At 66.0% G+C, this 12919-nt stretch carries 12 protein-coding genes; 8 read left to right on the top strand and 4 right to left on the bottom strand.

Annotated features, from left to right (window positions below; genetic code table 11):
• Window position 1: 1 nt before the first annotated feature.
• Window positions 2–1798, bottom strand: a complete 1797-nt coding sequence (locus tag ACIBW7_RS18555) for an acyl-CoA dehydrogenase (RefSeq protein ID WP_397047676.1) — start codon at window positions 1796–1798, stop codon at window positions 2–4.
• 110 nt (window positions 1799–1908) lie between these two features.
• Here ACIBW7_RS18555 and ACIBW7_RS18550 point away from each other — a divergent pair, with 110 nt between their 5' ends.
• Entirely contained in the window at window positions 1909–2517 is a 609-nt protein-coding gene (locus tag ACIBW7_RS18550) for a QsdR family transcriptional regulator (RefSeq protein ID WP_397047674.1), read from the top strand.
• Here ACIBW7_RS18550 and ACIBW7_RS18545 read toward each other — a convergent pair.
• Entirely contained in the window at window positions 2502–3494 is a 993-nt protein-coding gene (locus tag ACIBW7_RS18545) for a 1-aminocyclopropane-1-carboxylate deaminase/D-cysteine desulfhydrase (protein ID WP_397047672.1), read from the bottom strand. The genes ACIBW7_RS18550 and ACIBW7_RS18545 overlap by 16 nt on opposite strands.
• Before the next feature lie 431 nt (window positions 3495–3925).
• Here ACIBW7_RS18545 and ACIBW7_RS18540 point away from each other — a divergent pair, with 431 nt between their 5' ends.
• The gene (locus tag ACIBW7_RS18540) at window positions 3926–4462 is read left to right on the top strand and encodes an NUDIX hydrolase (RefSeq protein WP_357482175.1); all 537 of its coding nucleotides are present in this window, start codon (window positions 3926–3928) and stop codon (window positions 4460–4462) included.
• On the opposite strand, the gene ACIBW7_RS18535 is transcribed toward ACIBW7_RS18540, so the two are convergent.
• On the bottom strand, window positions 4446–5807 hold the full coding sequence (locus ACIBW7_RS18535) for a hypothetical protein (RefSeq protein ID WP_397047670.1): 1362 nt from the start codon (window positions 5805–5807) through the stop codon (window positions 4446–4448). The two genes, ACIBW7_RS18540 and ACIBW7_RS18535, sit on opposite strands and share 17 nt — an antisense overlap.
• A 454-nt stretch (window positions 5808–6261) precedes the next feature.
• Between ACIBW7_RS18535 and ACIBW7_RS18530 the strand changes: the two genes are divergently transcribed.
• The 4 genes from ACIBW7_RS18530 to ACIBW7_RS18515 all read left to right on the top strand — a co-directional run bounded on the left by ACIBW7_RS18530 (window position 6262) and on the right by ACIBW7_RS18515 (window position 7744).
• Window positions 6262–6585, top strand: a complete 324-nt coding sequence (locus tag ACIBW7_RS18530; protein WP_397047668.1) for a hypothetical protein — start codon at window positions 6262–6264, stop codon at window positions 6583–6585.
• Window positions 6586–6635: 50 nt separating this feature from the next.
• Window positions 6636–6905 carry a hypothetical protein gene (locus ACIBW7_RS18525; RefSeq protein WP_397047666.1) on the top strand — a complete coding sequence of 90 codons (270 nt, stop codon included), beginning with the start codon at window positions 6636–6638 and terminating at the stop codon, window positions 6903–6905.
• 172 nt (window positions 6906–7077) lie between these two features.
• Window positions 7078–7536: a hypothetical protein gene (locus tag ACIBW7_RS18520; protein ID WP_397047664.1), complete on the top strand. Its 459-nt coding sequence runs from the start codon at window positions 7078–7080 to the stop codon at window positions 7534–7536.
• 13 nt (window positions 7537–7549) lie between these two features.
• Window positions 7550–7744, top strand: a complete 195-nt coding sequence (locus ACIBW7_RS18515; RefSeq protein ID WP_327098226.1) for a hypothetical protein — start codon at window positions 7550–7552, stop codon at window positions 7742–7744.
• 94 nt (window positions 7745–7838) lie between these two features.
• Here the strand turns inward: ACIBW7_RS18515 and ACIBW7_RS18510 are convergent, their stop codons facing one another.
• A complete protein-coding gene (locus ACIBW7_RS18510; protein WP_397047661.1) occupies window positions 7839–10646 on the bottom strand; it encodes an ATP-binding protein in 2808 nt (935 codons plus the stop codon).
• A 112-nt stretch (window positions 10647–10758) separates the two neighbouring features.
• Here ACIBW7_RS18510 and ACIBW7_RS18505 point away from each other — a divergent pair, with 112 nt between their 5' ends.
• Both ACIBW7_RS18505 and ACIBW7_RS18500 read left to right on the top strand, forming a co-directional pair.
• Entirely contained in the window at window positions 10759–11916 is a 1158-nt protein-coding gene (locus ACIBW7_RS18505; RefSeq protein WP_397047659.1) for an epoxide hydrolase family protein, read from the top strand.
• Between the two features lie 68 nt (window positions 11917–11984).
• Complete coding sequence (locus ACIBW7_RS18500; RefSeq protein ID WP_397047657.1) at window positions 11985–12917, top strand: MerR family transcriptional regulator; 933 nt, start codon at window positions 11985–11987, stop codon at window positions 12915–12917.
• Window positions 12918–12919 lie beyond the last annotated feature (2 nt).

Raw genomic sequence — 12919 nt, 5'->3', positions numbered from 1 at the left:
GTCAGAACCAGGAGTCGCGCATATCCAGCGTGGTGCGGTCCATCAGCTCCAGCAGATCCAATTGCGGTGTGGTCTTGGGCAATTCGTAGCGGAAGAAGTAGCGGGCCGCCGCGCGCTTTCCGTCGTAGAAGTCGCCCTCCTTGCCGTGCGCGGCAAGAGCCTGCTCCAGCCAGATCCAGGCGACCACGACGTGCCCGAAGGCCTCGAGGTAGATGCTGGAATTGGCCATGGCGGCGGCGATATCGCCGGAGGCGAACATCCAGCCGGTGACGGTGAGCAGGCGCTGCCAGACCGCGTCGAGCTGGCCACCGAATTCGGTCCACTCGCCGCCCGCCTCGGTGGCCGCGAGTACGGTCCGCTCGATCTGTGCGGCCAGTAGCCGCAGGCTCGCGCCGTCGTTCTGGATCACCTTGCGGCCCAACAGGTCCAGACCCTGGATGCCGTGGGTGCCTTCGTGGATGGGGTTGAGGCGGTTATCGCGATAGTGCTGTTCGACATCGTATTCGCGGGTGTAGCCGTAGCCGCCGTGCACCTGGATGGCGAGGCTGTTGGCCTCCAGACACCATTGCGAGGGCCAGCTCTTCGCCACGCCGGTGAGGATTTCCAGCAGCAGGGTGTGATCGCGTTCGGCGGCCGGATCCGTGGTGGTGCGTTCCAGATCGACCAGGCGGTTGCAGTAGAGCAGCAGAGCGAGTGCACCCTCGACATAAGCCTTCTGCGCCAACAACATTCGCCGCACATCGGCATGCTCGATGATCGGCGTTTGCGGTGCGGACGGGTCCTTGGCGGTGACCGCTCGACCCTGGCGCCGTTCCCGGGCGTAGTCGAGCGATTTCAGATATCCGGTGTAGCCCAACGCCGTTGCGCCAAGACCGACGCCGAGGCGCGCCTCGTTCATCATGTGGAACATGTAGGACAGGCCGCGATGTGGTTCGCCGACAAGGTAACCCACCGCGCCGGGCGCGCCGTCCGGATTGTGTTTGCCCTCGCCGAAATTCAGCACCGTATTGGTGGTGCCCCGATATCCCATCTTGTGGTTCAACCCGGCCAGCACCACATCGTTGCGCGCGCCGAGCGAACCGTCCTCGGCCACCAGGAATTTCGGCACGACGAACAGCGAGATGCCCTTGGTTCCCGCCGGTCCGCCCGGAATCTTGGCCAGCACGAGGTGCACGATATTGTCGGTCAGCTCGTGATCACCGCCGGAGATCCACATTTTCGAGCCGAACAGCCGGTAGGTGCCATCGGCCTGCGGTTCGGCGCGGGTGACGATATCGGCCAGCGATGAACCCGCCTGCGGTTCGGACAGACACATCGTTCCGGTGAACCGGCCCTCGACCATGGGCTTGACGAAGCGGTCGATCTGCTCCGGAGTGCCGTGCGCGGCGAGGAGGTTGGCATTGCCGACGGTCAGGAACAGATAGCCGGCGGTGCCGACATTGGCGGCCTGGAACCAGCAGAATCCGGCGGCCTCCACGGTTGCGGGCAACTGCAGCCCGCCGATCTCCTCGTCCATCGCGGCGCCGATGAGATCGGCCTTGGTGAAGGCCTCGATCGCGGCCTTGACCTCCGGGATGATGGTGACCTTCTCACCGTCGAAGGTCGGCTCATTGCTGTCGTTGCGCTTGTTGTGGGTGGCGAAGTGCTGGGTGGCCAGCTCCTCGCAGAGGTCGAGAAAGCCGTCGAATGTCTCCCTGGAGTGATCGGTGAACCGGGGCAGCGCCGTGAGTTCCTCGACCCGCAGCCATTCGTAGAGCAGGAAGTCCAGGTCCCTACGGGAGATCAGGGTCGAGCGCACGGGCACATCCTCTCGCAGTGGCGGAGCACTGGCCCAGACGGGCGCGGTACTCGCTCGGGTCGATTTGGTACGTTACTACGCATGTGTCGCGAATCGATCCCAGGGCTGGGATGACCACAACCTCCGGAGCCGCCCGACCCGTCGGCCGTCCCGCCGCCGCCTCCCAGGACCAGGTGCTCGCCGCGGCCAGCGCTCAGTTCCTGGCCTGCGAGCGGGTCGATGTGCAGGCGATCGCGGCGGAACTCGGATTGTCGCGCGCGACCATCTACCGCTGGTTCGGTTCGCGCGACGGTCTGCTCGGCGCGGTCATGGTGTCGGAATTCGAGCGGATGGTCGTGGCGGCGCAGACGCGCGCCGACGGCACCGGCGCGCCGCGGGTACTCGCCCTGTTGGACCGGGTGGCGCAGTGGATGACGCGCAGCGAGGCCTACCGCTATTTCATCGCGACCGAACAGGCCACCGCGGGCCGCATCATCACCACCAGCGATGGGCCGGTCCAGCCGAAGGTGGTCGGGGTGGTCGCCGAAATTCTGGATACCGCGATGGTGGAGGGCTACCAGAACCGGGTCGATACCCAGACCTTCGCCTATGCGCTGGTCCGGCTCATCGAGGCTTTCCTGTATCAGGATGCGGTGACCGGCCTTCGCGGCGATGTGGAGCGGTTGCGCGCGGTGCTGGCGGTCATTCTGGGACTGGACCCGGATCAGCGCGGCCCGTAGGTATCGAGGAACAGAACGGGTCCGTTGTCGAAGTCGCCGCGGGCATCCATCGCCAGGAGTCCGGCCAAAGCCTTTGCGGTGTAGACGGTTTCCAATTCCAGCCCGTTGGTCGCGGCGAGCTTCTTCGCGGCAATGGCGGCCGGGGTTTCATGGCCGTAGCCGGGACCGAGCCAGTCGCACACCATCGTCACGTCGTCCGGGCGCAGCTCGGGCGTGGTGAGTTCCGCGCCGCGTGCGCGCAGCACCGTCGCAGCGCGGTTCGCCAGCCCGACAATGTGTCGCGCGTCGAGGGGGAGCGAGTCGTTGACGACGACACCGACGACGCGGGTGCGTAGTCCGGCAAGCCGTAGGCCGAGGGCCAAACCCGCTGCTGTGCCGCCGGATCCGACGGCGGTCACCAGATGTGTCGGTTGCGGTAGTTCGCCCGCGGCGATCTGCGCCGCCAGTTCCAATGCGACCTCGACATAGCCGAGTGCGCCGATCGGCGACGATCCGCCGACGGGCAGCAGATACGGTGGGGTGCGCCCGTGCATATGCCGCAGCAGCAGCCACGGTGCGGCCAGGACGGTGCGCAACTTGCTGTGCGTGAAATGTAGGGTGGCGCCGGAGTTTTCCAGTCGTCGCAGCTGCGCGCGGACGTGGTCGTCCACCGGTTGGTCGACCAGCGCCAGCCCGGTGTCGATGCCGAATTCCCGGGCGTAGAGCGCCGTGGCCAGACCCCAGTTGGTTCCGGTGCCGCCGAAGGTGAGGATGGTGCGGGCACCGCGCCGCCGGGCCTCGGGCAATAGCCACTCCAGCTTGCGGACCTTATTGCCACCCCAGCCGCCGGAGCCGTACCCGCTTTCGTCCTTGCACCAGACGGTGCTGTTGGTGCCGAGGTCCAGCGGGCGGACCGGCGTCGGTGCGATACCGAGCCGGGCGAACGGCAGTGTGCCGGCCAGTTCGGGGAAGCGCTGGTGGAGTAGGGATTCGGTCATAGTCCGACCATTATCGGGTTCAGCTCCCTTCGGTGAGTAGTCACCGCATTCGGTGTCGGCTGACGCTCGTCGCAGGTGCCGCCGACGGACGGCGAATCACGGTGCCGCTCATGGCTTGATCGACAACGAAAGAATTGATCCGCGCGGTGGGGAAGTGAACGGCTGCTTCAGTCAGGCTCGATGAGGCCGTGTTTGCGGGCCACCGCGGCGGCTTCGGTCCGTGTCGCGGCACCGAGTTTGGTGAGGATGCGCGAATTGGTCCAGGCGGGCCGCGCAGACTTGGGACAGATCACCCATGCCGAGGTGGCTGGACATGCGCGGCAGCGGTACGGAAAGCAGGACTGCGCAGAGGATTTCGTCCGAACGAACAAATCCGCCCCGTAACGGATTCCGGGCGGCTTCAGCAAATGCATGCTTGCTACCTTCGACTTGTGAGCCGAACCCAGTGGACTATCCATGGTGAGCACCTCGTCGACGAGAATCGACACATCCGACTGTCTACCGTCGATGTCGAACTGCCCGACGGCGTCAGGTTCACCCAGTACGTGGCGCGGATGCCGCGGTGCGCGATGACCCTGGTATTGAACGACAAGCGCGAGGCGTTGTTGATGTTCCGGCATCGGTTCATCATCGATCGTTGGGTCTGGGAGCTGCCCGGAGGCTATGTGGACGGTGCCGAGGACGTTGCGCTGGCGGCAGCCCGGGAAGTCGAAGAGGAGACCGGCTGGCGACCGCGCACAATGGAACATCTGGTCACCTACCAGCCAGCGATCGGCACACTCGATCAGCCGCAGTTGATCTACCTCGCGCACGGCGCCGACCTGACCGACAAGCAGCCGGACGTCAACGAGGCCGAGCAGATCGAGTGGATCCCGCTCCTGGATGCGGTCGCGATGATCGATCGCGGAGAGATTGTCGGCGCCGCGACTGTCGTCGCCCTGTACCGCGCTGTCAGTCTGTCCCCGTAGTCGCGGCGAGCACGCGCCGTCGGAAGTTTGCGACGTCGTCGAGTTCGTCGTACGGTGCGAGCCGAAACCGGACCTCACGAAGGTAGGAGTAGCTGCGCCGGGACTCGAGGCTGCCCGCCAGATCGAGCGCCTCGTTGCCGATGCGCACCGCCTCATGTGGATCCGCGTCCGCGACGGCTGATGCCAGCAGGCACAGGTTGAATGCCCGCCCGCGCAGGTAGCCTTCGGACATGTCGAGGGATTGCTCGGCATAGCGGGCCGCCCGGGCGAGGTCGCCCAGATCCCGGAAGCAGTGTGCGGTCTTGGCCGAAAGGTACGCGCCATCAAAGTAGTCCAGCCATTCTGGCCGACCGGAATCTCCGCGGCCGAACGCGCGCTCGGCAGCGTTCAAGGATGTCGCGCAAGACGATTCGTCCAGCCTCGAGGCATGGCCGTGCGCCTCGACCATCAGGCACTCCGACTCCAGCGCGGCGAGGCCAGCGTTGCGGGCTGCTATCTGCGCCGCCCGGGCAAGGTCGACGGCGTCGCCGGGACGGCCGACGTAGGTCGCCTGGTGGCTCATCGCCGCGAGGATCTCCGCACCGAGGCCGGCATCGCCCGCGGCGCGCGACATCCTCAGCGCCTGGATGAGATAGCGCTGCGCGAGGCCGTGTTCCTCGAGATCGTAGGCGGCCCAACCTGCGAGCTTGGTGAGTTCGGCAGTGGTGGCGAAAAGCTGTCGCCCGATGCGCTCGTTGTAGCTGCCGCGCAGCAGCGGGGCGACGGAGCTGTGCAGGTAATGGACGATCGTCGACCGCACCTTCCCGCCGCCCACCCGGTTGTCGAGGTCCCGGAACGCGGTTGTCATTGTCCGGGCTGCATCGACGTCGCTCTGTCCGATCCGGCGATACCCAGCCGAGACCGGGTGCTCGGGTCCTGGCAGGGTCAGCCACCGCATTGATGCGGCCGGGTAGACCGCGACCGCATATGACGCGCCGACCAGGAACCGCCTGCGCTCCACATCACTCCTCCACAACGCAGTCGCCGAAGCGGTCGCCTCGGCGAGACTCAATGAGAACTTCAGTCCGAGATCGGCAGCCTCTCCTCCGCCGGTCATCCCGCAGTCGGCAGCGGTGACCCGACGCCCTGCCACCTCGGTGAGACACTCCGCGATCAGCTCGGGCCCAGGCAGATTCGGTTGCTCGCCCGCCAGCCACCGGCCCACCGAGGTGTGGTCGTAGCGCAACTCGACACCGAGCGCGCGGCCTCGCTCGACGACTCGGCGAGCGAGCGCCTTGTTCGGTAGGCCCGTTTCCTCGAGCAGTTCGGCGAGCTGCGTGTTGGGTTGCTTGGGCTGCCGTCCCATTTCAGAAGTGTGGCATGCGAAATGCCTTGCACGCCATGAATTCGCTGCCGCGCACACCCCCTGTGCACACACCCACCCAGGCTGCACACCTTACGGCGAGGCACCCGCTCAGCGTGTTCTTGATCTAGGCACCCGGCGCCGGGGTGATGCCTGAGAGCCCTCGGCGCCGGGCGGCCTGCCAAACCCAACGAACCCCAAGGCGGTACAGCCAAATGCCGTTCAACCCGTAAGATTCGCGGCGTCACGGGCGAGGTAACCATGCCTAATTCCAAACTGCCGCAACGTGATCCCTTCGTCGGCCCAACCCGTACCTATAGCGGCGCACCGGGCGATGTGGTCGAGCTATTCGCGGATGCCGTCCGCCAATGGGGAGACCCACCCCAAGAAACGTCCTTGTGCCGAGATGTCGCGTACCCCGGCACCGGTGATCACGAACGAACCGAGGTGATGCCGGATGGCGCTTGCTGAGCCCCAAGCGAAGCTCTGCCCCCGCTGCACCTGTGAGGATGCCGAGCCGGAGACCGGGATTTGCCGCTACTGCGAGGCCGATCTCGAGCGCGCAAGCCGTGCAATCGTTGTCGCGCTGCGCCACGCCAATGCCAGAACCGATCGCCCGGCGGGCTGGTTGCAGCGTGCCGACGGATCATGGGCGCCAGTTGATGACCACGGGTATGCCGGACAGGCGTTCGCATTCGCATTGGATGACCTCCACGAGTTCGACGAGCACGCTGTGATCACCGTCGAGCCGATCTCGATCGACGACACGGAGGTCGACTAGCTGTGTCGACTACTGGACTTGTTTGCGCCACAGTCGCCGGGGTTTTGACATTGGGCGTCGTGCTCTTCTACATACTGCCGTACCTCATCGACCGCCCGGCGCACGTCGACGGCGAGCGGCCGAGCGCGGAAATACTGGCTCGCATCGCTCGTGACCAGTGCCACCATGCACCAGACCATCCCTACAGCGTCGATGAAGCGCGCCGCGTATTCCGTCAGCGAATCAACTGCGACGCCGGCTCATGCGGCGCAAAACATGAAGCGTTCTGGACCCTGGTCGAGGCGGGGGTGCTCCGACCCGGCGCATATGTCGAGTGGTAGGCGTCTGATTCGCCCGCCCGGACGTGTGGGTCGGGCTTGTCACTTGGAGCGCCGAATAAGCAGACGCGAGCACCACCCGCGCACAACGCATTCCCCGAGCTGTTCTTGGCGCCGCCCCAGTTGGCCAGCGAAATCTGCGGCGGCGTGCATTCCCAACTCAACAAGGAAGTGAATGATGCTATCCCGCTGTAACACAATCATTTTCGTCGGAATCCTCGGCTCCGCCGCGCTCAGCACCGCACCGGCCGGGGCTACGACCGCTGCACACCCGGAGTTCATCGCCGCCAAGTCTTGTGGTTTCGAATTCACCTACAGCCGGCCATCGGTGTACGCGCCGAAGATCACGGGAAACGGCGTCGCCCAGTGCGACGGACCGCCCGAAGAGCACATCTTGACCCTGGCACTGGAATACCTCCAGGGCGGCAGGTGGGTGAACGCTGCCTACATCACTGATGCCGCGATCCCGCCGTCCCCGCCGAATTCCAGGTCGTACGAGGTGAACGCGGCCTGTTACGCGGGAACCTGGCGTGTCAGTATGAGCGTGACAGGCCGCATCCAAGGAAACCCGTTCGTGTTCAGCGACCACTCGGGAACGCGCGACGTATCGACCAGCCAATGCCCGAGCCGATGAGAGGAAGTCTTTGGTGCCGAACCTTGACGTGAGCAAGTCCCGGGAATTGCGGGACAAGATCCAACCGATTTACGAGGAAGCAGCAGCTTTGCTCGGTGCTGAGCATCCGGCGGCGGTGTCGCTGCAACGGGCGGCAACCGAACTCGCCGCCGCCGCGCCCGGCCCTCGACGCTATGGGGACTATGAGACGGAACACCCAACCACATGAGAACGACAAGGGAAGATGGATGATGCCGAAACCTTCTGCGCTCGGACGGCGAACGCTCTGCTGACCCTGATCTGCAAGGCCACCTGAAGTCGCCTCAGATGAGGCCGTGCTTGCGGGCCACGGCGGCGGCTTCGGTCCGTGTCGCGGCACCGAGTTTGGTGAGGATCCGCGATACATGCACGCCTGCGGTATTGCCGCTGATGAACAGCTCGGCTGCGATCCGGCGATTGCTGAAACCCTCTGCGACCAAACGCAATACGTCGATCTCGCGTGGTGTCAGACCGAAAGTGCGCAGCGGTTCGTTCGCCGGCTCCGACCGCGTTACCTGGAGCGCGATCCTGGCACGTTCGGCCACCTGCGCCACCGCGTTGGCCAACGGTGTCGCCCCCAAATCCGCAGCGAGTTCGGCGGCTTCGCGTAGGGGTTCGCGGGCGGCGGCGCGATTGCCGACCGCCAGTTCGGCTTCGGCGGCGCTGAGCAGGCTGCGAGCAAGGTCGTAGCGTTGATCGATGGTGCGCCATGCGGATACCGCCCTGTGCCAGGCGGCCGGATCGCTGTCCATGGTGGCGGTGCAGACGGCGTGGTAGGCCGTGTCGACCGCGGTGGTCACCGGCAATCGGTCGGCGGTGGACGCGAAATCCGCAATCCGGGCAGCGGTCGCGAGCAACGGCCACACCTCATGGTGGTGGGTGGCGAGGTCGTCGGCCGCGAGCGTCTCGGCGACGAGCTCGTGCGCATGTCGGGATCGTCCGTCCGCGATCGCGATATCGGTTCGCACCGTATGCAATTGGAGCTGGTACTGGCGTGCCCACGGTCCGTCGCTCAACAGTTCCGCGGCGGCATCGGCACTGCTCGTTGCCGCCGGCGAAGAGCCCTGGGCCAGCACGATTCTCGCGTGACATAGCAGCAGCGCGGCCTTGCTCAGCGGCGGCAGCTGCTCGGTGAGCGATTCGTCGATGAGACCGAGTGCCTCCGGCCAGCGTCCGAGCGCGGCCAATGCCTGCGCCCACTTCACCAACAGGATGGGCCCGGCATCGGCAAAACGGAAGGTTTCGTGGGCGGCCCGCAATCCCTGTTGGATCGCCTCGATGGCTGCCTGGTATTCGCCCGCCGCGACCAGCGCCGCCGACTCCCACAGCACCACGGTCAACAATGTCTGCGGATCGTTCGCCGCGGCATGCGCCTGTTCGAAATACGCAACAGCGGAACCATTTCCGGCGACCGCCGCCAGACCATGATAGGCGTAGCCGCGCGCGGCGAGCGCTGGCGTGCCGGTCTGCTCGGCGATCTCCACGGCTGCGCGGGCGTCGCGCGCGGCCCCGTCGGCATCACCGTTGAAGACACGGGATGCGGCCAGTGATGCGAGCACCTCGCCACGCAGCACGCTCGGCGGCCGCGCGGGCAATAATTCCAATGCCCGGGTGAGATCATCGACGGATCCGCCGCTGCTTTGGTTCTCCAAACCCGCCCGGTAGTAGTACAGGCGTGCGGCCCGCTCCGGTGCGGCCGCCGCATCCAGCAGTTCCAGCGCCTCGTCGGCCGCGGCGACGCCGCGCTCGACGATGCCGCCGTGAAAGCATGCCTCGACAATGCGTTCCAGCACGGCGAGCCGATCGGCCCCGATCAGCGTCGCCGCGTCGGGCACCCGATCGCACAGCTCCAGCACTCGATCCAGCTGGCGCACGCGTTCACCTTGCACCCCTTCGGATTCCGTAGCGGCACCCCAGGACGCCACGAGTGCGTATGGCAGATCGCCCGCGGCATACGCGTGATAGGCCAGCTCGCCCATTCGCTGGTCACCGGCACGGAGGGCGTCTTCGCCGAGTAGCACCTGAGAGAGCCTGGTGTGCAGGCGCTTTCGCTCGACCGGCAGCATATCGTCGTAGACGGCATCGCGAATCAGGCTGTGCCGGAACTCGTAGCCGGTGTCGGTGGCGAGCAGTAACCGCTGGTCGGTCAGCTGGCGCAGGGCCAGATGCAGGGCGTCGTCGGACAGGTCCGTCGCGGATTCCAATAACGCTGCCCGCACGGGCGAGCCCGCGGCAGCGGCGAGTCGCAAGAGGGCCTTGGCATGCTCCGGCAGTCCGGCCTGATAGCCGAGCAAAAGGTCGGTCAGGTCCGCGGGTACACGGTCGGGATCCTCCTGCAGTGCTCGCCCCAGCGCCTCGACGAATAGCGGAATCCCCTTGCTGCGCTGGAAGACTCGGGTGGCAACCCCGGGTTCGGGTTCGCGGTTGAGCACCGCGGCGAGTTGACGCCCGACCTCGTGTTTGGTCAGCGGCTCCGGATTCAGTACGCGCACACCGGGATCACGGCGCAGTCCGGTGACGAGTCGACGCAGCGGCTCCGAATCGGTGGGCCGGTGGGTGCCGATCAGCAGAAGATCGCGCTGGGTGAGATTCGCGATGAGGAAGGCCAGCAGTTCGCGGCTCGAATCATCGGCCCAGTGCAGGTCCTCCAGGACGAGCACCACCGGATGCGAGATCGCCAGTTGCTCGAGTACCGTGAGGATCTCGCCGAACAGCCGGATCCGATCCGATTCGGGCTCGGCCGCGCCGGTGCGCTTCGCAAGCTCGGGCAGCCAGCGTGAGAGCGCGGGGCGCGCGACCGGAAGTAGTACGGTCAGCTCGTCGACGCCGATCCGCCGCACCAGAGCGCGCATGATCGTGACGAACGGCGCGAACGGCACCCCGCTCACGCCGAACTCCGGACACCGGCCGGTCAGCACCAGCACATCCGAGCCGAGCCGCGAGGCGAACTCGCTGACCAGCCGCGATTTGCCGAGACCGGGCTCACCGGCGATCAGCACGGTGTGCACCGACTCGTCCTGGTACGCACGCTGGAGCGCGGAGACCTCTGCTGCTCGCCCGACGAAGGCACCGCGGTCGGGAACGCTCAACACCACGCGATCATGCCCGGATCACGGTCTCGGTGCCAACGTAAAGAGTCGTGGACCCGAAGATAACGAATTCTCGTGATTCGGCGGCACCCTCGTTACCAGCAGAGTCGATCGCATGACGAACAACGACATCCACCCCTTCCGCATCGAGATCCCCCAGGCCGATATCGACGATCTGCGTGCGCGGCTGACCCGCACCCGCTGGATCGACGATCTGCGCGGCACCGGCTGGGAACGCGGCGTGCCCACCGCCTACCTGCGCGAGCTCGCCGGTTACTGGGCCGAGAAGTTCGACTGGCGCGCGGTCGAGGCGGAGCTCAACGAGTACCCGCAGTTCAGCACCACTATTGACGGACAGGATGTGCACTTCCTGCATGTGCGGTCCGCCGAAGCCGATGCCACCCCGCTGCTGTTGCTGCACGGCTGGCCCAGCTCGGTGATCGACTTCCTGGATCTGATCGGCCCGCTGACCGATCCGAAGGCGCACGGTCACGCCGATATGCCCGCCTTCCACCTCGTCATTCCGTCGTTGCCGGGTCACGGCTTCTCCGGTCCGATCACCGAGGCGGGCTGGCACGACGGCAGAGTCGCGGCGGCGCTGGCAGAGCTGATGGCTCGCCTCGGCTACGACCGGTACGGGGTGCACGGCGGCGACCACGGGGCGTTTCTGGCCCCGCGGCTGGCCCGGCTCGATGCTGCGCATGTGCTCGGTGTGCACGTCAATGCGCTGGTCACCTTCCCGACCGGCGATCCGGCCGATATGGCCGCGCTGACCGAGGCCGAGCAGCAGCGGCTGGCGCGTATGCAGAACTTTCAGAAGGACGGCTCGGCGTACATGAACCTCAATGGTTCGCGCCCGAATACCATCGCGCAGTTGCTGGCCGATTCCCCGACCGGGCAGCTCGGCTGGATCGTCGAGAAGTACAAGGAGTGGATCGACCAGTCACACGATCTGCCGGAACAGGGCATCGACCGGGATCGAGTGCTGGCGAATGTGAGTATCTATTGGTTCACCGAGACCGCCCGCAGCGTGGCCAACTTCTACTACGAGCGGTTCCACGATGCCGCGATGTTCGCGCCCACGCCGAAGGGCACCGTGCCCACCGGTGTCGCGGTCTTCAAGGACGGTGACTACGCGATCCGCCGCTTCGCAGAGAAGGCGCACAACATCACGCACTGGTCGGAGTTCTACTCCGGCGGCCATTTCCCGGCGCTCGAGGTTCCCGACCTGCTCATCGGCGATATCCGCGAGTTCTTCCGCACCATCGGCTGACTCCGCCGGACCCGTAGCATCGTGCGGGGATTTGCGTCTCCACCAGGGGGAGACGCGAGGGTAGGGGTATGGACGGCGACACGCTTTATCCGATCGGCACGGTGGCCGAACGGACCGGTCTCTCGGTCAAGACCATCCGCTTCTACGCCGACACCGGTGTCGTGCCGCCGACCACCCACAGCCCCGCCGGTTACCGGCTCTACGACGACGATGCGCTCGCCCGCCTGCAACTGGTGCGAACCCTGCGCGAACTCGGCATTGATCTGCCCGCCATCCGACAGGTGCTCGACCGCAAACTGACGGTGCCCGAGGTCGCGGCCGCACATGCCGACGCGCTGGAGTTCCAGATCAGCACACTGCGGGTGCGGCGCACCGTGTTACGAGCAATAGCCGAGCGTGGCTCGACTCCCGAGGAGATGGAACTCATGCACAAGCTCGTCGAACTCTCCGACGCCGAAAAGCACCGCCTCATTACCGAATTCGTCGAAGACACCTTCGGTGGGGCCGATGCCAACCCGGAATTCGTCGATCTCATCCGCGCGGCAATGCCGGAACTACCCGACGACCCGGAACCCGTCCAGGTGCAGGCCTGGGTGGAACTCGCCGAACTGACTCGAGATCCGGATTTCCGCGCATCGGTGCGCCGCATGGCGGAATACCAGGCCGCACAGCGCGCCGAAGGCGATACCACCGGGCTGCACCACGAGCTGACCGAACTCGTGCGCGAACGAGTCGGCCAGGCGCTCGCAGCCGGCACAGCACCGTCGTCGGCTGCGGCCCAACCCATTGTCGACGAGCTGACCGCCGCATATGCGACGACATTCGGCCACCCCGATGACGCCGAGCTACGGAGCTGGCTGCTGACCCGGCTCGACGTCGCGGGAGACCCACGCGCCGAACGCTATTGGCAACTTCTCTCGATCATCAACGGCTGGCCCGTCCCGCCGACTTTGGGACCGGTATTCGACTGGTTCGGTGCCGCGCTGCGAGCGAATTCCTGACC

It is taken from the genome of Nocardia sp. NPDC049526 (assembly GCF_044465765.1).
Lineage (GTDB): Bacteria > Actinomycetota > Actinomycetes > Mycobacteriales > Mycobacteriaceae > Nocardia.
Note: the sequence above shows the minus strand (reverse complement) of the source record. Positions and strands in the feature narration are given on the sequence as shown.

Bases quoted from the DNA above. Each gene is read 5' to 3' on its own strand.
- ACIBW7_RS18550 (WP_397047674.1), top strand. From the start codon at position 1,909: ATGACCACAACCTCCGGAGCCGCCCGACCCGTCGGCCGTCCCGCCGCC.
- ACIBW7_RS18545 (WP_397047672.1), bottom strand. From the start codon at position 3,494: ATGACCGAATCCCTACTCCACCAGCGCTTCCCCGAACTGGCCGGCACA.
- ACIBW7_RS18535 (WP_397047670.1), bottom strand. From the start codon at position 5,807: ATGGGACGGCAGCCCAAGCAACCCAACACGCAGCTCGCCGAACTGCTC.
- ACIBW7_RS18530 (WP_397047668.1), top strand. From the start codon at position 6,262: ATGGCGCTTGCTGAGCCCCAAGCGAAGCTCTGCCCCCGCTGCACCTGT.
- ACIBW7_RS18520 (WP_397047664.1), top strand. From the start codon at position 7,078: ATGATGCTATCCCGCTGTAACACAATCATTTTCGTCGGAATCCTCGGC.
- ACIBW7_RS18505 (WP_397047659.1), top strand. From the start codon at position 10,759: ATGACGAACAACGACATCCACCCCTTCCGCATCGAGATCCCCCAGGCC.
- ACIBW7_RS18500 (WP_397047657.1), top strand. From the start codon at position 11,985: ATGGACGGCGACACGCTTTATCCGATCGGCACGGTGGCCGAACGGACC.